General features: G+C 63.6%; 16 protein-coding genes. 15 read left to right on the plus strand and 1 reads right to left on the minus strand.

Annotated features, from left to right (window positions below; genetic code table 11):
* The first annotated feature begins 12 nt into the window (after positions 1 to 12).
* The 5 genes from miaB (at position 13) to lnt (ending at position 5,703) form a co-directional block, all read left to right on the plus strand.
* On the plus strand, positions 13 to 1,446 hold the full coding sequence (miaB, locus tag I6L36_RS07730; RefSeq protein WP_216987100.1) for a tRNA (N6-isopentenyl adenosine(37)-C2)-methylthiotransferase MiaB: 1,434 nt from the start codon (positions 13 to 15) through the stop codon (positions 1,444 to 1,446).
* 50 nt (positions 1,447 to 1,496) lie between these two features.
* Positions 1,497 to 2,555, plus strand: a complete 1,059-nt coding sequence (locus tag I6L36_RS07735) for a PhoH family protein (protein ID WP_042865110.1) — start codon at positions 1,497 to 1,499, stop codon at positions 2,553 to 2,555.
* Positions 2,552 to 3,016 carry an rRNA maturation RNase YbeY gene (gene ybeY / locus I6L36_RS07740; protein ID WP_039041101.1) on the plus strand — a complete coding sequence of 155 codons (465 nt, stop codon included), beginning with the start codon at positions 2,552 to 2,554 and terminating at the stop codon, positions 3,014 to 3,016. Before I6L36_RS07735 ends, ybeY begins: the two co-directional genes overlap by 4 nt.
* A gap of 95 nt (positions 3,017 to 3,111) precedes the next feature.
* Positions 3,112 to 3,993, plus strand: coding sequence for a CNNM family magnesium/cobalt transport protein CorC (gene corC / locus I6L36_RS07745; RefSeq protein ID WP_010673769.1), 882 nt, complete (start codon positions 3,112 to 3,114; stop codon positions 3,991 to 3,993).
* A gap of 180 nt (positions 3,994 to 4,173) precedes the next feature.
* A complete protein-coding gene (gene lnt / locus I6L36_RS07750) occupies positions 4,174 to 5,703 on the plus strand; it encodes an apolipoprotein N-acyltransferase (protein ID WP_162540509.1) in 1,530 nt (509 codons plus the stop codon).
* Positions 5,704 to 5,788: 85 nt separating this feature from the next.
* Here lnt and I6L36_RS07755 read toward each other — a convergent pair whose 3' ends face one another.
* Positions 5,789 to 6,277 (minus strand): zinc ribbon-containing protein, encoded by a 489-nt coding sequence (locus I6L36_RS07755; RefSeq protein ID WP_041215952.1) that lies wholly within the window; start codon positions 6,275 to 6,277, stop codon positions 5,789 to 5,791.
* A 260-nt stretch (positions 6,278 to 6,537) separates the two neighbouring features.
* On the opposite strand from I6L36_RS07755, the gene leuS reads away from it, so the two are divergent.
* The 10 genes from leuS (at position 6,538) to I6L36_RS07805 (ending at position 17,414) form a co-directional block, all read left to right on the plus strand.
* On the plus strand, positions 6,538 to 9,114 hold the full coding sequence (gene leuS / locus I6L36_RS07760; protein ID WP_109111905.1) for a leucine--tRNA ligase: 2,577 nt from the start codon (positions 6,538 to 6,540) through the stop codon (positions 9,112 to 9,114).
* Positions 9,115 to 9,226: 112 nt separating this feature from the next.
* On the plus strand, positions 9,227 to 9,709 hold the full coding sequence (lptE, locus tag I6L36_RS07765; protein WP_010673765.1) for an LPS assembly lipoprotein LptE: 483 nt from the start codon (positions 9,227 to 9,229) through the stop codon (positions 9,707 to 9,709).
* A gap of 27 nt (positions 9,710 to 9,736) precedes the next feature.
* A complete protein-coding gene (holA, locus tag I6L36_RS07770) occupies positions 9,737 to 10,771 on the plus strand; it encodes a DNA polymerase III subunit delta (RefSeq protein ID WP_109111906.1) in 1,035 nt (344 codons plus the stop codon).
* On the plus strand, positions 10,765 to 11,418 hold the full coding sequence (gene nadD, locus I6L36_RS07775) for a nicotinate-nucleotide adenylyltransferase (protein WP_109111907.1): 654 nt from the start codon (positions 10,765 to 10,767) through the stop codon (positions 11,416 to 11,418). The genes holA and nadD overlap by 7 nt, the downstream gene beginning before the upstream one ends.
* A gap of 212 nt (positions 11,419 to 11,630) precedes the next feature.
* Entirely contained in the window at positions 11,631 to 11,972 is a 342-nt protein-coding gene (gene rsfS, locus I6L36_RS07780; protein WP_010673762.1) for a ribosome silencing factor, read from the plus strand.
* A 21-nt stretch (positions 11,973 to 11,993) separates the two neighbouring features.
* Entirely contained in the window at positions 11,994 to 12,461 is a 468-nt protein-coding gene (rlmH, locus tag I6L36_RS07785; RefSeq protein ID WP_005298242.1) for a 23S rRNA (pseudouridine(1915)-N(3))-methyltransferase RlmH, read from the plus strand.
* Between the two features lie 64 nt (positions 12,462 to 12,525).
* Complete coding sequence (gene mrdA, locus I6L36_RS07790) at positions 12,526 to 14,439, plus strand: penicillin-binding protein 2 (protein WP_010673761.1); 1,914 nt, start codon at positions 12,526 to 12,528, stop codon at positions 14,437 to 14,439.
* Positions 14,436 to 15,539: a rod shape-determining protein RodA gene (gene rodA, locus I6L36_RS07795; protein WP_010673760.1), complete on the plus strand. Its 1,104-nt coding sequence runs from the start codon at positions 14,436 to 14,438 to the stop codon at positions 15,537 to 15,539. Before mrdA ends, rodA begins: the two co-directional genes overlap by 4 nt.
* Positions 15,539 to 16,537, plus strand: a complete 999-nt coding sequence (gene mltB, locus I6L36_RS07800; RefSeq protein ID WP_109111908.1) for a lytic murein transglycosylase B — start codon at positions 15,539 to 15,541, stop codon at positions 16,535 to 16,537. Before rodA ends, mltB begins: the two co-directional genes overlap by 1 nt.
* Positions 16,479 to 17,414: a septal ring lytic transglycosylase RlpA family protein gene (locus I6L36_RS07805; RefSeq protein WP_109111909.1), complete on the plus strand. Its 936-nt coding sequence runs from the start codon at positions 16,479 to 16,481 to the stop codon at positions 17,412 to 17,414. Before mltB ends, I6L36_RS07805 begins: the two co-directional genes overlap by 59 nt.
* Positions 17,415 to 17,462: the final 48 nt, after the last annotated feature.

Genomic DNA, 17,462 nt, shown 5'->3' on the forward strand with positions numbered 1-17,462 from the left:
TCACGAGAAGCAATGAGCAAGAAACTTCATATCAAGACCTGGGGCTGCCAGATGAACGAGTACGACTCGTCCAAGATGGCGGACCTGCTGGATGCCAGCAATGGCTACACGCTTACCGAGGAGCCGGAAGAGGCAGATGTGCTGCTGCTCAACACCTGTTCCATCCGCGAGAAGGCCCAGGAGAAGGTGTTCCACCAGCTCGGTCGCTGGAAGAAGCTCAAGGCGAAAAAACCGGGGCTGGTGATCGGGGTGGGCGGCTGCGTCGCCTCCCAGGAAGGGGAGAACCTGCGCAGCCGGGCGCCCTATGTGGACATCGTCTTCGGACCCCAGACCCTGCACCGCCTGCCGACCATGATCAAGCAGGTGCAGGAGGGGCGCGGTGCCCAGGTGGACATCGCCTTCCCCGAGATCGAGAAGTTCGACAACCTGCCCGACCCCCGTGCCGAGGGAGCGACCGCCTTCGTTTCCATCATGGAAGGCTGCTCCAAGTACTGCTCCTTCTGCGTGGTGCCCTACACCCGTGGCGAGGAGGTGAGCCGGCCGCTGGATGACGTGCTCTATGAAATCGCCCAGCTCGCCCAGCAAGGGGTGCGCGAAGTGAACCTGCTCGGCCAGAACGTCAACGCCTACCGGGGACCGACCTTCGACGGGGAGGTCTGCACCTTCGCCGAACTGCTGCGCCTGGTGGCTGCCATCGACGGCATCGACCGCATTCGCTACACCACCAGCCACCCGGTCGAGTTCACCGACGACATCATCGAGGTCTATCGTGATACCCCCGAGGTGGTCAGCTTCCTGCACTTGCCCATCCAGAGCGGCTCGGATCGCATCCTGACCATGATGAAGCGCCCGCACACCGTGCTGGAGTACAAGTCCAAGATCCGCCGCCTGCGCGCCGTGCGTCCCGACATCACCATGAGCTCCGACTTCATCGTCGGCTTCCCGAACGAGACGGACGAAGACTTCGAGGCCACCATGAAACTCATCGAGGAGATCAACTTCGACATGAGCTTCAGCTTCATCTACAGCCCGCGCCCCGGCACCCCGGCCGCGGACCTGCCCGATGACGTCGACATGGAGGTGAAGAAGGCCCGCCTGACTCGACTGCAAAACCGCATCAATCACCAGTCCATGCTCATCGGCCGCGCCATGCTGGGCTCGGTGCAGCGCATCCTGGTGGAGGGGCCCTCCAAGATGGATCCCATGCAGCTCAGTGGCCGCACCGAGAACAACCGGGTGGTCAACTTCGAGGGGCCGCACCGCCTCATCGGCGGCTTCGCCGACGTGGAGATCACCGACGTACGCCCCTACTCCCTGCGCGGCCGCTTCATCCGCGGCGAGGACGAAATGAACCTGCGCATCGCCACGGCCCCGAGCGAGATCCTCGCCCGTCGTCCTGACAACGTGCCCGATGATCTGGGCGTTGCGGCCTTCAGACCCCATTGATGACTCTCTCCCCCGCCCCCTGGCGGGGGAACAACCGATAAGAGGACACCTTGAGCCGACACATCTCCACCCTGAATCTGCATCTGGAACCCGCCGACAACCAGCGCCTCGCCAGCCTGTGCGGACCCTTTGACGACAACCTCAAGCAGCTGGAGCGCCGTCTCGGCATCGAGATAAGCTACCGGGACAACCACTTCCAAGTGATCGGCAAGCAGGCCCAGGTGGAGGCGGCTGCCGTCATCCTCAAGCACCTCTATGTGGAAACCCAGCCCCTCAAGGGGAGCAAGGTGAGCGACATCACCCCCGAGATGGTGCACCTGGCGGTGCAGGAGTCCCGCGTGCTGGAGCAGGACGACGAACCCGCCCCCTCCCTGCCGTATGGCAAGGAGGTCACGGTCAAGACCAAGCGCGGTCTCATCAAGCCCCGCAGCCCGAACCAGGCCCAGTACATCGCCAATATCGTGCGCCACGACATCAGCTTCGGCATCGGGCCCGCCGGGACCGGCAAGACCTATCTCGCCGTGGCCGCCGCCGTGGATGCCCTGGAGCGCCAGGAGATCCGCCGCATCCTGCTGACCCGCCCGGCGGTGGAAGCCGGTGAGAAGCTCGGCTTCCTGCCCGGCGATCTTTCCCAGAAGGTGGACCCCTACCTGCGCCCCCTCTACGACGCCCTGTTCGAGATGCTGGGCTTCGAGCGGGTGGAGAAGCTGATGGAGCGCAACGTCATCGAGGTGGCGCCGCTCGCCTACATGCGAGGCAGAACCTTGAATGACGCCTTTATCATCCTGGACGAGGCCCAGAACACCACCACGGAACAGATGAAGATGTTCCTGACCCGCATCGGCTTCAACTCCAAGGCGGTGGTGACCGGCGACATCACCCAGGTGGACTTGCCTCGCAGCACCAAATCCGGTCTGCGCCACGCCCTGGAGGTTTTGCAGGGGGTCGATGGTCTCTCCTTCAACTTCTTCGAGTCCAAGGACGTGGTGCGCCATCCCGTGGTGGCCCGCATCGTGCAGGCCTACGAGGCATTCGATGCCCAGCAGGCGGCCGAGAAGAACGCAGCCACTCCCCGCAACGAGAACACCAGCAAAGAGAGTGCCCAATGAGCGTGACCCTGGATCTGCAACTGGCCTGCGCCAGCCCGGACGGCCTGCCGACCGAGGCCCAGCTGCAAGGCTGGCTCGACGGCACCATTCTGGGCTTCCAGCCCGAGGCCGAGGTGACGGTGCGCCTGGTGGACGAGGCGGAGAGCCGCGAGCTCAACCACACCTATCGCGGCAAGGACAAGCCCACCAACGTGCTCTCCTTCCCCTTCGAGGCGCCGCCGGGTCTCGAGCTGCCCCTGCTCGGGGATCTGGTGATCTGCCGCCAGGTGGTCGAGGCCGAAGCCGTCGAACAGGGCAAGCCCCTGATGGCCCACTGGGCTCACATGGTTGTGCATGGCAGTCTGCATCTGCTAGGTTATGACCATATCGAGGACGAGGAAGCCGAGGAGATGGAGCAGCTCGAGCGCGACATCATGCAGGAACTGGGCTTCGCCGATCCTTATCTGAACGACGAAGAGTAACGAACCGGATGGTCATCGTCTTGAAACAGCCGATGCCCATCCTCATATAGCCACAACGATTTCAAGTGTGTTCATACGAGTAACCAAGAGAGAAAATGACCGACGATCACCCTAGTACCGGCTCGCCGAAGAAAACCTGGCTCGACAAACTCAGCCAACTCTTCCAGGGCGAGCCAAAAGACCGCAACGATCTGGTAGAGGTCATCGCCGATGCCGAAGAGCGGGACCTCATCGATCAGGACACCAAGGACATGATCGAGGGCGTGCTCGAAATTGCCGAGCTGCGCGTGCGTGACATCATGATCCCCCGCTCCCAGATGGTGACCATCGAGAAGTCCCAGCCGGTGGACGAGTTCCTGCCGGTCATCATCGAATCCGGCCACTCCCGCTTCCCGGTGATCAACGAAGACAAGGATCACGTGGAGGGCATCTTGCTCGCCAAGGATCTGCTGCCGTTCGGGTTTGGCGGCCAGCATGCCAGCGAGCCGCTCCAGCTGGAGAAGATCCTGCGTCCCACGGTGATCGTGCCGGAGAGCAAGCGGGTCGATCGCCTGCTCAAGGAGTTCCGGGAAGAGCGCTACCACATGGCCATCGTGGTGGACGAGTTTGGCGGTGTCTCTGGTCTCGTGACCATCGAGGACATTCTGGAGCTCATCGTAGGCGAGATTGACGACGAGTTCGACGATATCGAGGACGAGCCGGAAGAGATCCGCCGCATCAGCAAGCGAGTCTTCTCGGTGAGCGCGCTGACCGAGATCGAGGACTTCAACGACTTCTTCGGCACCCAGTTCAGCGATGAAGAGGTGGACACCGTCGGCGGTCTGGTGATGCACGCCTTCAGCCACCTGCCCAAGAAGGGTGAAGAGATCGAACTCGACGGCTACCTGTTCAAGGTGATGCACGCCGATCGCCGTCGCCTGCAACAGTTGCAGGTGAAGATCCCCGAGCATCATGCGGCGGCGCAGCCGGAGTCCTGATCCCGCCCAGCCCCACGCACATCCCGCGCCCCTCTCGTCAGGGGCGCTTTTTTTGCCTCCCTCCCGCCGCGCTACCGCCACTTAGCCCACGCCGACCGCGAGGCTCGCCGTTGACCCGGTTTGCGGTTAAGATGTCGGCCATTGTGTTTCCATTCAGTCCAATTCGAGCCCCGATCCCCCGTGAAATCGAAACTCCTGACCAGCCTGTTTGCCATTGCCAGCGGCGCCATCGCCGTGCTGGCCTTCTCCCCTTTCGGCTACTGGCCCCTGGTGATCCCCTCCCTGCTCGGCCTTTACGCCCTGCTGGACAAGGCCACCCCCAAACAGGCAGCCTGGCGCGGCTTCGGCTACGCCATGGGTCTGTTCCTGCCCGGGCAGTGGTGGATCCACGTCAGCATGACGGAGTTTGGCGGCATTCCGCTGCCGGCCGCCTTCGTGCTGCTGGCCGGGCTCTGCGCCTATCTCTCCCTCTATCCGACCCTGGCCTGCTGGCTCTTCGCCCGCTTCTTTGCCGGCCGCCACTGGAGCCGCTGGCTGCTCGCCTTCCCGGCGCTCTGGCTGATGGCCGACTGGCTGCGGGGCTGGGTGATGACAGGCTACCCCTGGCTCTGGTTCGGCTACACCCAGATAGACGGCCCCCTCAAGGGCTTCGCTCCCCTTCTCGGGGTGCAGGGCATCACCCTCGCCCTGCTGCTCACCGCCTCCGCCCTCTGGCTGGTATGGCAACACCGCAAGCCGGCCTGGCTGCTGCTCCCCGTCGCCCTGGTGGGCGCCGCCCAGGGGCTGATGCAGCTCAACTGGGTGACCCGGGGTGAACCGGTCAAGGTCGCGCTGGTGCAGGGCAACATCGAGCAGTCCCTCAAGTGGGATCCGGAGGCCCTGGTGCCGACCGTGCGCAAGTATCAGGATCTCAGCCGCGAGAACCAGGATGCCGACATCATCGTCTGGCCGGAGTCCGCCATCCCGGCCATCGAGAAGGAGATGGGTATCTATCTGGAGAGCCTGGACAAGGCGATGAAGGTGAACGACACCGGCCTGCTGGCGGGGATCATCCATTACGATCTGAAACAGCAGCGCTTCTTCAATACCGTGCTCGGCATGGGGGTGCAGGATGCAGAAGGCAAGGAGTCCTACTACTACGAGCACAAGAACCGCTACTACAAGTACCACCTGCTGCCCATCGGCGAGTTCGTACCCTTTGAAGATCTGCTGCGTCCCATCGCCCCCTTCTTCAACCTGCCCATGTCCTCCTTCAGCCGGGGTGACGAGGTGCAGCCGAACCTGATCGCCAAGGGGCTCAAGTTTGCTGCCGCCATCTGTTACGAGATCATCTTCCCGGACGAGGTGCGCCGCAACGTGCAGCCGGATACCGACTTTCTGCTGACCGTCTCCAACGACGCCTGGTTCGGTACCAGCATCGGCCCCTGGCAGCACATGGAGATCGCCCGCATGCGCGCCCTGGAGCTGGCCCGCCCGCTGCTGCGCGACACCAACACCGGCATCACCATCGTCACCGAGATAGACGGCAGCATCATCGCCCAGATCCCGCAGTTCGAGGCTGGAGTATTGCGTGCCGAGGTACGCCCCGCCCACGGCATGACCCCCTATCTGCGTTTTGGCAGCTGGCCCATGTATGGCCTGGCCGCCGCCCTGCTGGGGCTGGCCCTGTGGCTGCGCCCCCGCGCCCACCCCTGGGCGCGCAAGGGCTAAGACCACATAACCCCGATAAACAAAAGAGGCGCCCTTGGGCGCCTCTTTTTATGGTTTGGCTTATGGCTTGGCACAGTCTGGCGGCTCAAGGAGACAGCGGCTCGCGATGATACTCATCGGCCCCGCACTCGGGGCAGGTGCCAAGCTGCTCCGGGTGCAGCACGGTATGGCGCCACTCGCAGTGATCGCACACCAATACTCCGAGCCCCACCCAGTCGCCGGCCCGGTAGACCCCCTTGTGTTCCAGCTCGTCCGCCAACTCCTGCCACTCCACCTGGGTGCGGTCGGTCACGTCTGCCAGCCAGGACCAGGCGGTGTCCTTGAGCGCCAGCATGAAGGCAGACTCCTCCACCTGCTCATCCTTGCGCCCTTCGTCATAGTTGCCCAGATCCCGCTTCACATACTCGGCGATCAGCGCCAGCTCGTCCTGGGTCAGATCCCCGGCCGCCTCCAGATAGGCCTGCACCTTGGCGATCATCCGGTTGAGGCGCTCTCCCTGAAACGCTTCCGTCTCTTCCCACTGCTTCTTGAGCTGGGCGATAAAGGCTTCATACCCTTGTCGACGTTTGTCCATGGCCATCACTCCTCTGCTGAATCCCGATCGAGCCAGACCCTGACCTCGGGCTCGGCGGATACGGGCGGCGGTTGCCATTCTCACTTCGTTGCGACTCTCGCGGCTCTTGCGGCTCTTGCGGCTCTGCAAATCCTCGCGGGTACCGGACCTGGCCCGAGACCGGGCGGATGCTGGCGGTTGTTGCCGCCGCAGGATATGGGTATTCTATCGGGATTTCCCAGCCGTTTTATCTATTCATTTCACAGATCCGGATGTCACCAATGCAAGAGCAATACGTTCCCCAATCCATAGAACCAGCAGTGCAGAAGCACTGGGATGCCAAGAAAACCTTCAAGGCGGTGGAGAAAGTAGACAAGGAAAAGTTCTACTGCCTCTCCATGTTCCCCTATCCGTCTGGTCGTCTACACATGGGGCACGTTCGCAACTACACCATAGGTGATGTGATCTCCCGTTATCAACGGCTCAATGGCAAGAACGTGCTGCAACCCATCGGTTGGGACGCCTTCGGCCTGCCGGCAGAAAACGCCGCCATCAAGAACAACACGGCGCCGGCCCCCTGGACCTACGAAAACATCGAATACATGAAGAACCAGCTGAAGATGCTGGGTCTGGGCTATGACTGGGATCGGGAGCTGGCCACCTGCAAGCCGGACTACTACCGCTGGGAGCAGTGGTTCTTCACCAAGCTCTACGAAAAGGGCCTGGTCTACAAGAAGACCTCTTCCGTCAACTGGTGCCCGAACGACATGACGGTGCTGGCCAACGAGCAGGTAGTGGACAACTGCTGCTGGCGCTGTGACACCCCGGTGGAACAAAAAGAGATCCCTCAGTGGTTCATCAAGATCACCGACTACGCCGAAGAGCTGTTGAACGACATCGACAATCTGGAAGGCTGGCCGGAGATGGTCAAGACCATGCAGCGCAACTGGATTGGCCGCTCCGAAGGGGTCAACATCAGCTTCAATATCGACGGTCAGGCCGAGCACCTCGAGGTCTACACCACCCGTCCGGACACCTTCATGGGTGTGACCTATGTGGGCATCGCCGCCGGTCACCCGCTGGCGCTGCAAGCAGCCCAGAACAATCCGGAGCTGGCCGCCTTCATCGAAGAGTGCAAGAACACCAAGGTAGCCGAAGCTGAACTGGCCACCATGGAGAAGAAGGGCATGGCAACCGGCCTCTACGCCATTCACCCGCTGGATGGCCGCAAGGTGCCCGTCTGGGTCGCCAACTTCGTGCTGATGAACTACGGCACCGGCGCCGTGATGGCGGTACCGGGTCACGACCTGCGTGACCACGAATTCGCCACCAAGTACGGCCTCGAGATCAAGCCTGTCATCAAGCCGGTTGATGGTGACGTCGACGTGAGCGAAGCGGCTTATACCGAGAAGGGCGTGCTGTTCAACTCCGGCGAGTTCGACGGCCTCGACTTCCAGGGTGCCTTCGATGCCATCGCCAACAAGCTGGAAGGGCTCGGCAAGGGCAAGCGCACCGTCAACTACCGTCTGCGCGACTGGGGTGTCTCCCGTCAGCGCTACTGGGGCGCTCCCATCCCCATGCTGACCCTGGCGGACGGTACCGTGGTGCCGACCCCGGAAGATCAGCTTCCGGTACTGCTGCCGGAAGACGTGGTGATGGATGGCATCCAGAGCCCGATCAAGGCCGACGCAGAATGGGCCAAGACCACCTACAACGGCCAGGAAGCGTTCCGCGAGACCGATACCTTCGACACCTTCATGGAGTCCTCCTGGTACTACGCCCGCTACTGCTCCCCGGACTACGACAAGGGCATGCTGGATCCGGCGGCTGCCAACCACTGGCTGCCGGTGGATCAATACATCGGCGGCATCGAGCACGCCTGTATGCACCTGCTCTACGCCCGCTTCTTCCACAAGCTGCTGCGTGATGCGGGCCTCGTGAACAGCGACGAGCCGTTCAAGCGCCTGCTCTGCCAGGGCATGGTGCTGGCCGACGCCTTCTACTACAAGGATGAGAAGGGCGGCAACGTCTGGGTCAGCCCCCTCGACGTCAAGGTGGAACGTGACGACAAGGGCCGCATCACCAAGGCGGTCGACCTTGAGGGTCGTGAAGTGATCCACTCCGGCATGACCAAGATGTCCAAGTCCAAGAACAACGGCATCGACCCGCAGTTGATGGTGGAGCGTTACGGCGCCGATACCGTCCGTCTGTTCATGATGTTTGCCTCCCCGGCCGAGATGACCCTGGAGTGGTCCGACTCCGGCGTAGAGGGTGCCCAGCGCTTCCTGCGTCGCCTGTGGCGCATCACCTTCGAGCACGTATCCGGTGGCGCCGTTGCCGCACTGGACGTCGCCGCCCTCACCAGCGACCAGAAAGCCGTGCGCCGCGAGCTGCACAAGACCATCGCCAAGGTGAGCGACGACGTGGGTCGCCGTCAGACTTTCAACACCGCCATCGCTGCCATCATGGAGCTGATGAACAACCTGGCAAAACTGGGCAGCGACGCTCAGGATCGCGCCCTGATGCAGGAAGCGCTGGAAGCGGTCGTGGTCATGCTCTACCCCATCACCCCGCACATCGGCTTCGAGCTGTGGAAGATGCTGGACAAGGAAGGGGACATCGATGTCGCGGCCTGGCCGGTGGCCGACGAAGCGGCCATGGTCGAGACCGAGAAGCTGGTGGTGGTGCAGATCAACGGCAAGATGCGCGGCAAGCTGACCGTGCCGGCCGAGATAAGCCAGGCCGACGTCGAGAAGCTGGCCATGGCCGATGCGTCCGTACAGAAGTTCACCGACGGTCTGACCGTGCGCAAAGTCGTGTACGTGCCGGGCAAACTGCTCAACATCGTGGCCAACTGATGACGCCTCCCCTGGCGGCGGCCGACGGTCTGGGCCAGGGGCTGACGACACACGGATGATGACGGCGGGCCCTGCGCCCGCCGCTCTTCCCTTCATGCAAAGAGGATTTTTTATGGGCACCATCTTCACGCGCTGGATGGCCATCGTGCTGGCAGGACTGTTGCTGCAGGCCTGCGGTTTTCAGATGCGGGGCACCGCCATTCCCCCCGAACTGATGACCATGAAAGTGGTCGGTGACAACAAGAGCGACTTCTACCGACTGGTCACCACCCGCCTCAAGGCCGCTGGCGTGCAGCTCGCCGACAAGGAGGGCATCCCGGTGCTGACCCTGGCCGGGGTACGTAGCCGCAGCCAGGTCGCCTCCGTCGACTCCATCGGCCAGGACCGCGAATACCTGCTGAGTTACAGCACCCAGTTCACCGTGGTCATGCCGGGCAAACCGACCCAGGTCTTCCCCATCACCTTCAACCGCAGCTTCCTGAACAAGCCGGATGCGGCACTCGCCTCCTCCCGCGAGCAGGAACAGCTCGGCAAGGAGATGCAGGAGCAGGCCGCCAACCTGGTTATTCGCCAGCTCAGTCAGGTCAAGTTCTGATGCGCGTATCTTGATGAGAGGGTGTTGATGAGAGTCTATCCCGAGCAGTTTGCGGATCATCTCAAGGCAGGGCTCAAGCCCTGCTATCTCATTTTTGGGGACGAGCCCCTGCTCAAACTGGAAGCTGTCGACGCCGTGCGTCAGGTGGCACGCAAACAGGGCTTCGATGAACGCCACAGCTTCGTGGTGGAACAGGGGCTGGACTGGAACCAGGTCTACGATGCCTGCCAGGCCATGAGCCTGTTCTCGGCCCGCCAGATCATCGAGCTGGTGCTGCCCGCCAAGATCGACAAGGATCTCGCCGCCCGCATCAGCGACATTGGCAAGCAGCTCCACCCCGACCTGCTGCTGGTGCTCTCGGGCCCCCGCCTCAACCAGACCCAGATGAAGGCGGCCTGGTTCGACAAGCTGAGCCAGAGCGGCACCTATGTGCCGGTCAACCACCCCGAACCCCGCTTCTTCCCGCGCTGGATGAGCGCCCGCTTTCAGCGCTTCGGCCTCAAGGCACTGCCGGATGCGGTCAACTTCATGTGCCACGCCTACGAGGGCAACCTGCTGGCCGCGAGCCAGGAGATCGAGAAGCTGACCCTGCTCTCCCCGCCCCAGCCCATCAGCGTCGCCTATCTGCAGGAGACCATCATCCGCCACGCCCACTTCACCCCCTTCCAGCTCGTCGATACCCTGCTGGAAGGAAAGGTGAACCGGGCCCAGCGCATCCTGCTGGCCCTGCGCGCCGAGGGCACCGAACCCGGCATGCTGGCCTGGACCCTGTGCCGCGAACTGGAGCAGCTCACCGAGCTGGCGCTGGCCGCCCGCGCCGGACAGCCCCTGGTGGAGCATTTCAGCCGCCTGCGCATCTGGCAGAGCCGCCAGCAGCTCATCCAGCAGGCGCTGACCCGGCTTCCCTTCCCCAAGATCCGGCAACTCTGGCAACTGATGGCCCAGCTGGACCATGCCCAGCGCCATTTCGACACCGAGCAGGCCTGGCTGATGCTGCAAACCATCGCCCTCGGCTTTCGTGACGGTACCCCGCTCCCCCTGCTGGAGACGGAATCATGCTGACACCGCCCATCGGGATCCTCGGCGGCACCTTCGATCCCATTCACATCGGCCACCTGAGGCCCGCCATCGAGGCCCGGGACGCCCTGGGTCTGACCGAGGTGCACCTGCTCCCGAACCATATCCCGCCCCACCGGGCCAATCCGCTCTGCTCCAGCGAGCAGCGGCTCGCCATGGTCCGGCTCGCTGCGGCGGACAACCCGGGATTCGTGGTGGATGAGCGGGAGCTCAGGCGCGACACCCCCTCCTGGACCATCGACACCCTTGTCGAATTGAGGAGCGAGCTGCCGGACACCCCGCTCTGCTTTTTGATGGGGATGGATTCCCTGCTCGGCCTGCCGGGCTGGCACCGCTGGCAGGAGCTGCTCGATTACGCCCATCTGGTGGTGAGCTACCGCCCAGGCTGGCAACCGGATTATCCCGTCCAGGTGGCCGAGCTGCTGGCCCGCCACCAGACCCGGGATATTCGGGATCTCCATCGCCAGCGCCACGGTCATGTCTGGCTTTGTGACAACCTGCCCGTCGAGCTGTCGGCCACACGCCTGCGTGCCCTGCTCGCGGCAGGCCAGGATCCCAAATACCTGCTGCCCAACCCGGTCGCCGACTATATCCGGCGCCACGGGCTCTACCGCTCATCGGCAACGCAGTAAACGGCGCCACGCAGGCGGGTCAGCCGACACGTCCGGGCGCACCGGGCCCGGCCCTGACTATTGCCAGGCCGGGTTGCACACTATAGTGATCGTCAAGGGGCCCCTCCCCCACGGGACGGCTCCCCGGGCGATGCTCCCTTTGCCAGGCTGGGAAACGGGAGTGACCATGATATAATCCGCCGCCCTCTGGCGCCGGAAGATAGGAGAAGACATTGCAAGGCCAAGAATTGCTCGCCTTTATCGTCGACAAGATCGATGACATGAAAGGCCGCGACATCATCACCCTCGATGTGCGCGGCAAATCCAGCATCACGGACACCATGATCATCTGCTCCGGCAACTCCAATCGTCACGTCAGTGCCATCGCCCACAACCTCGCCAGCGAGGCCCGTCATGCGGGGCTCGACCTGCTGAGCGTGGAAGGGGAACTCACCGGTGAGTGGGTGCTGGTGGACATGGGGTCGGTCATCGTGCACGTGATGCAGGATGAGTACCGCGACTTCTACCAGCTGGAAAAACTCTGGAGCGGCGCCGCCCAGGTCAATTCGCAATAAAGGGCGACAGCGTAACCAAAGATGAAGATCCAGTTGATTGCCGTGGGCACCAAGATGCCTGCCTGGGTAGAGCATGGCTTCGAAGAGTACCGTCGCCGCTTCCCCAAAGACATGCCGTTCGAGCTGGTCGAGATCGGCGCAGGCAAGCGCGGCAAGAATGCCGACATTCCCCGCATCCTGCAAAAGGAAGGGGAAGCCATGCTGGCCGCCGCCGGCCGCTCTCGTATCGTGACCCTGGACATTCCGGGCAAACCCTGGACCACGGAGCAGCTCGCCGTGCAACTGGAAGCCTGGAAGCTGGATGGCCGGGATGTGGCGCTGCTGGTGGGTGGCCCGGAGGGGCTCTCCCCCGAGTGCAAGGCTGCCGCGGAGCAGAGCTGGTCGCTCTCGCCCCTGACCCTGCCCCATCCCCTGGTGCGGGTGCTGGTGGCCGAGAGCCTCTATCGCGCCTGGAGCATCACCACCAATCACCCTTATCACAGAGAGTGACCCATGCCGACCCTGAGCATGCATTTCTCCTCTCTCACCCGCACGTCAGCCACAAGGTAACGGCATGCTGAAGAATCGCATTGAAATGCGCGATCACAGTGCCGAGGGACGTCTGTTCTTCCGGCGCACCCTGGTCGCCTACATCGGCATGGTCACCCTCATGCTGGTGCTGCTGGCTAACCTCTACTACCTGCAAGTAGAGTCTTACGAAACCTATCAGACCCGATCCAACGACAACCGCATCCGTGTGGTGCCGGTGGCGCCGCCCCGTGGTCTCATCTACGACGCCAACGGTGTCCTGCTGGCGGAAAACCGCCCGGTCTACAGCCTGGAGATCGTGCCCGAAGAGACCGAGAACCTGGAGAAGACCGCGGACGACCTCATCACCCTGCTGGCCCTGCCGGAGGGGACCAAGGAGAAGTTCCTGGCCGAGGTCAAACGTCAGCGCCGCTTCAAGCCCGTGCCCCTGTTCGAGAAGCTGACCGAATACCAGGTCGCCCTCTTCTCGGTCAACCAGCACAACTACCCGGGGGCCAGCATCGAGGCCTACCTCAAGCGCTACTACCCGTTCGGCGACACCCTCACCCATGCCCTGGGCTACGTGGCCAAGATCAACACCCGTGACGTGGAGCGCCTCGAGAAGGAGGAGAAGCTCGCCAACTATGCCGCCACCAAGGACATCGGCAAACAGGGGGTGGAGAAGTACTACGAGGATCAGCTGCACGGCGTGGCGGGTTATCAGGAGGTCGAGGTGAACAACCGCGGCCGGGTGGTGCGCACCCTGAAATTCCAGCCCCCCGAGCCCGGCAAGGACATCTACCTCAACATCGACATCCGCCTGCAGTTGAAGGCCCAGGAGCTGCTGGCCGGCCGCCGGGGCGCCATCGTGATGATGGAACCCAACACCGGCGCCATCCTGGCCATGGAGTCGAGCCCGAGCTACGACCCCAACCTGTTCGTGACCGGCATCTCCAGCGCCAACTACTCGGCGCTGCTCAACGATCCCGCCCGGCCGCTGGTCAACCGCACCACCCAGGGCATCTATGCCCCCGCCTCCACCGTCAAGCCCATGATGGCGGTGATGGGGCTCAACGAGGGGGCGATCACCCCCAATTACCGCTACTTCGGCGGGCCCAGCTTCTCCATCCCGGGCACCACCAAGAAGTTCCGGGACTGGCGCCGCTGGGGCCACGGCTGGCTCGACGTCTATCGTGCCATCGAGGTGTCGGCGGATACCTATTTCTACGATCTCGCCTACCGGGTCGGCATCGACAAGATCAACAGCTACATGACCAAGTTCGGCTTCGGCCAGTACAGCGGCGTGGACCTCTATGAAGAGACCCGGGGTGTCATGCCCTCCCGGGACTGGAAGATGGCCCGCTGGCGTCAACCCTGGTACCAGGGGGACACCATCTCCATCGGCATCGGCCAGGGCTACTGGAGCGCCACCCCGATCCAGCTCGCCAAGGCCATCAGCATCCTGACCCAGAACGGTCACGACGTGACGCCGCACCTGCTCAAGAGCACCGCCTCCTCCGATGGCGTGGTCAACGCCCCCATCAACCCGAACGTGGCCATCGCCGCCAAGAGCGATACCTACTGGCAGGTGGCCAAGGACGGCATGTGGCGCGTCATCAACGGCCACGAAGGGACGGGGCGCCGCGCCTTCGCCAATACCCCCTACAAGGCGGCGGGCAAGTCCGGCACCGCCCAGGTGGTGGGCCTCAAGGAGAACCAGGTCTACAACGCGGCCACCACCAAGGTGGAGCACCGCGACAACGCCCTGTTCGTCGCCTTCGCCCCCTTCGAGGCACCCAAGGCGGTGGTCGCCCTGGTGCTGGAGAACGCCGGGGGCGGCAGCGCCATGGCGGCACCGGTCGCCCGCCACATGCTGGATGCCTATCTGCTGCCGCCGGAACCCCAGTTGCCACCGGCACCGGAAAAGCCGTCCCAACCGAGTGAGGTCGTTTCCCAATGAGTAATTCTGCCCGCCAGCAGAGCATCTGGTACAAGCTGCACATCGACCTGCCGCTGCTGCTCGGCCTGCTGACCCTGATGGCCCTCTCCATGGTGGTGCTCTACTCCGCCTCGGGCCAGGATCTCGACTCCATTGTGCGCCAGCTGGTGCGCGGCGCCCTGGCCTTCGGTCTGATGATCGGCATGGCACAGCTGCCGCCCTCCCTCTATGCCCGCTGGTCGGTGCCCCTGTTTGCGGTGGTGGTGCTGCTGCTCATCGCTGTGGACGTGTTCGGCCATATCGGAAAGGGGGCCCAGCGCTGGCTCGATCTCGGCTTCATGAAGTTCCAGCCCTCCGAGGTGATGAAACTCTCCATGCCCATCATGGTGGCCGCCTGGCTCAGCCGGCACTCCCTGCCGCCAAAGTTCAGCCATGTGATGATCGCCCTGGTGATGGTGCTGCTGCCCACCCTGCTGATCGCGGCCCAACCCGATCTCGGCACCTCCATCCTGGTGGCCGCTTCCGGCTTCTTCGTCATCTTCCTGGCGGGGATCAGCTGGTGGCTCATCGGGCTCGCGGTCTTGCTCATCTGCGCCTTCATGCCGGTTCTCTGGTTCTTCCTGATGCACGACTACCAGCGCCAGCGGGTGCTGATGCTGCTGGACCCGGAGAAGGACCCCCTCGGTCGCGGCTATCACATCATCCAGTCCAAGATTGCGATCGGCTCCGGCGGCGTGTTTGGCAAGGGGTGGCTGCAAGGCACCCAGTCCCAGCTCGAATTCCTGCCAGAGCGCCACACCGACTTCATCTTCGCCGTCTTCAGCGAGGAGTTCGGTCTGGTGGGCGTGGCCCTCTTGCTGGTCATCTACCTCTACATCATCAGCCGCTGCCTGTTTATCTCCATGCAGGCCCAGAACAGCTTCGAACGCCTGCTGGGGGGCGCCCTGACCCTGACCTTCTTCGTCTATGTGTTCGTCAACATGGGCATGGTAAGCGGCATCCTGCCGGTGGTAGGGGTTCCCCTGCCACTGGTGAGCTACGGCGGCACCTCCATGGTGACCCTGATGGCGGGCTTCGGCGTTCTGATGTCCATCCAGACCCACAGGAGGCTGCTCGCCTGATGCGGCTCGGCTGGCTGGCGCTCTGCTTCTGCTCCCTGACGGCGGGAGCTGCCGTCTCGCCGGCCCGGCTCAGCCTGCTGGCCGAGCAGCAGCAGGTGCCGCTGGCAGAGTTGCAGGCCGCCGCCGCCCAAGCCAGCCTGCGCCAGGAGGTGCTGGACACCATCCGCCGCCCCTGGGAAGCCAAGCCCTGGCACCGCTACAGGCCGCTGTTCGTCACCCCGGAGCGCATCCGGGACGGAGTGGGATTCTGGCAGCGCCATGCGACCACCCTGGCACGGGCCGAGCAGACCTACCAGGTCCCCGCCTCCCTCATCGTCGCCATCATCGGCATCGAGACCTTTTACGGTCGACAGATGGGGCGCCATCCGGTGCTCGACAGCCTTTACACCCTGGGATTCCACTACCCCGAACGGGCGGATTTCTTCGCCAAGGAGTTTGCCCAGCTGGTGCTGCTTGCCCGGGAAGAGAAGTGGCCGCTCACCACCCTCAAGGGCTCCTATGCCGGTGCCATGGGCATGGGCCAGTTCATGCCCTCCAGCTACCGCCACTACGCGGTCGACTTCGACGGAGACGGCAAGCGGGATCTCTTCGCCAACCCGGCAGATGCCATCGGCAGCGTGGCCAACTACTTCGCCCTGCACCACTGGCGCTGGGGCGAGCCGGTGGTGGAGCCCGCCTTGATCGGATTGGCGCCAGTAGGTACCCTGCTTGCACCCGAGCCCGAGCTAAGACACCGCTGGGCAGAGCTGGCCGCTGCGGGCATTGAAGTCGCCACACCGCCGTCACCCGAGACGCCGGTAAAACTGCTGGCGATGGAGCAGGCCGAAGGACCGGAATACTGGGTCGCGCGCCACAATTTTTACGTGATCACCCGCTACAATCGCAGCCCTCTCTATGCGATGGCGGTGCATCAACTCAGTCAAGCAATCCAGGACGCTTATGCATTACAGCCACAAACTTCTTCCCCTCAGCCTGACCTTGTTGCTGGCCGCCTGTAGCAGCCAACCCGAACCCCAGCCGCTGCCGCCAGAGCCCGTCCCCCAGGAGAAGCCCCAGGTCATCGAGATCCCCCAGGCGACCGGCGCCATTCCCCGCCCCGAACCCATGAGCGATAGCGGCAACCGGGACTACTGGATCGGCAAGCAGAAGTTTGAGGTGTGGCGCGACGTCAAGCACTACAGCGAGGAAGGCACTGCCAGCTGGCTCTCCCGGGATCTGGACGGCAACAAGACTGCCAACGGCGACGTGCAGGACAGCACCCTGTTCAGCGCCGCCCACCGCAACCTGCCCCTGCCAAGCTACGTGCGGGTCACCAATCTGGACAACGGTCTGGAGACCATAGTACGCGTCAATGATCGCGGTCCCTTCGGCAGCGATCGCCTCATCGATCTCTCTCACGCCGCCGCCGCGCAACTGGAGATGGTGGAAGGGGGTGAGGCCCGGGTGCGCCTCGAACTCATCACCGATCAGCCGGATCAGATGGTGGAAATGGTGCCCATGACCCCGATGACGCCCATGGAGCCTGCGGCGCCAGCAGCCAATTCCTTCGTGAACGAGACGCCGGCCCCCACGGCACCGGCCAAGGCCGCGCCTGCTCCTGCTCCTGCTCCTGCCGCCACGGCGACCACCACCGTCTCCCCCCCCAAGGCCGGTGCGACCCAGGGCAAGATGATCCAGGTGCTCGCCAGCGGCTCGCAGGCGCGGGCCGAGGCCATGGGCAAGGTGATGACCCAGCGCTATGGCGTGCCGTACCAGGTGGTGGCACATGGCGCCGTCTTCCGCGTCCTGCTCGGACCCGTGGCCAGCGACAAGCAGGCCCCTCTGCTCGAGCAGATCCGCCAGGGTGGGTTGGAGCAGGCCTTCATCGTGCCCTGATACCCGCCCCGACCTCGCGCCGGGATACGACGCGAGGTCGGGGACCAT

The sequence above is a fragment of the Aeromonas sp. FDAARGOS 1406 genome (assembly GCF_019048565.1).
Taxonomy (GTDB): domain Bacteria; phylum Pseudomonadota; class Gammaproteobacteria; order Enterobacterales; family Aeromonadaceae; genus Aeromonas; species Aeromonas caviae.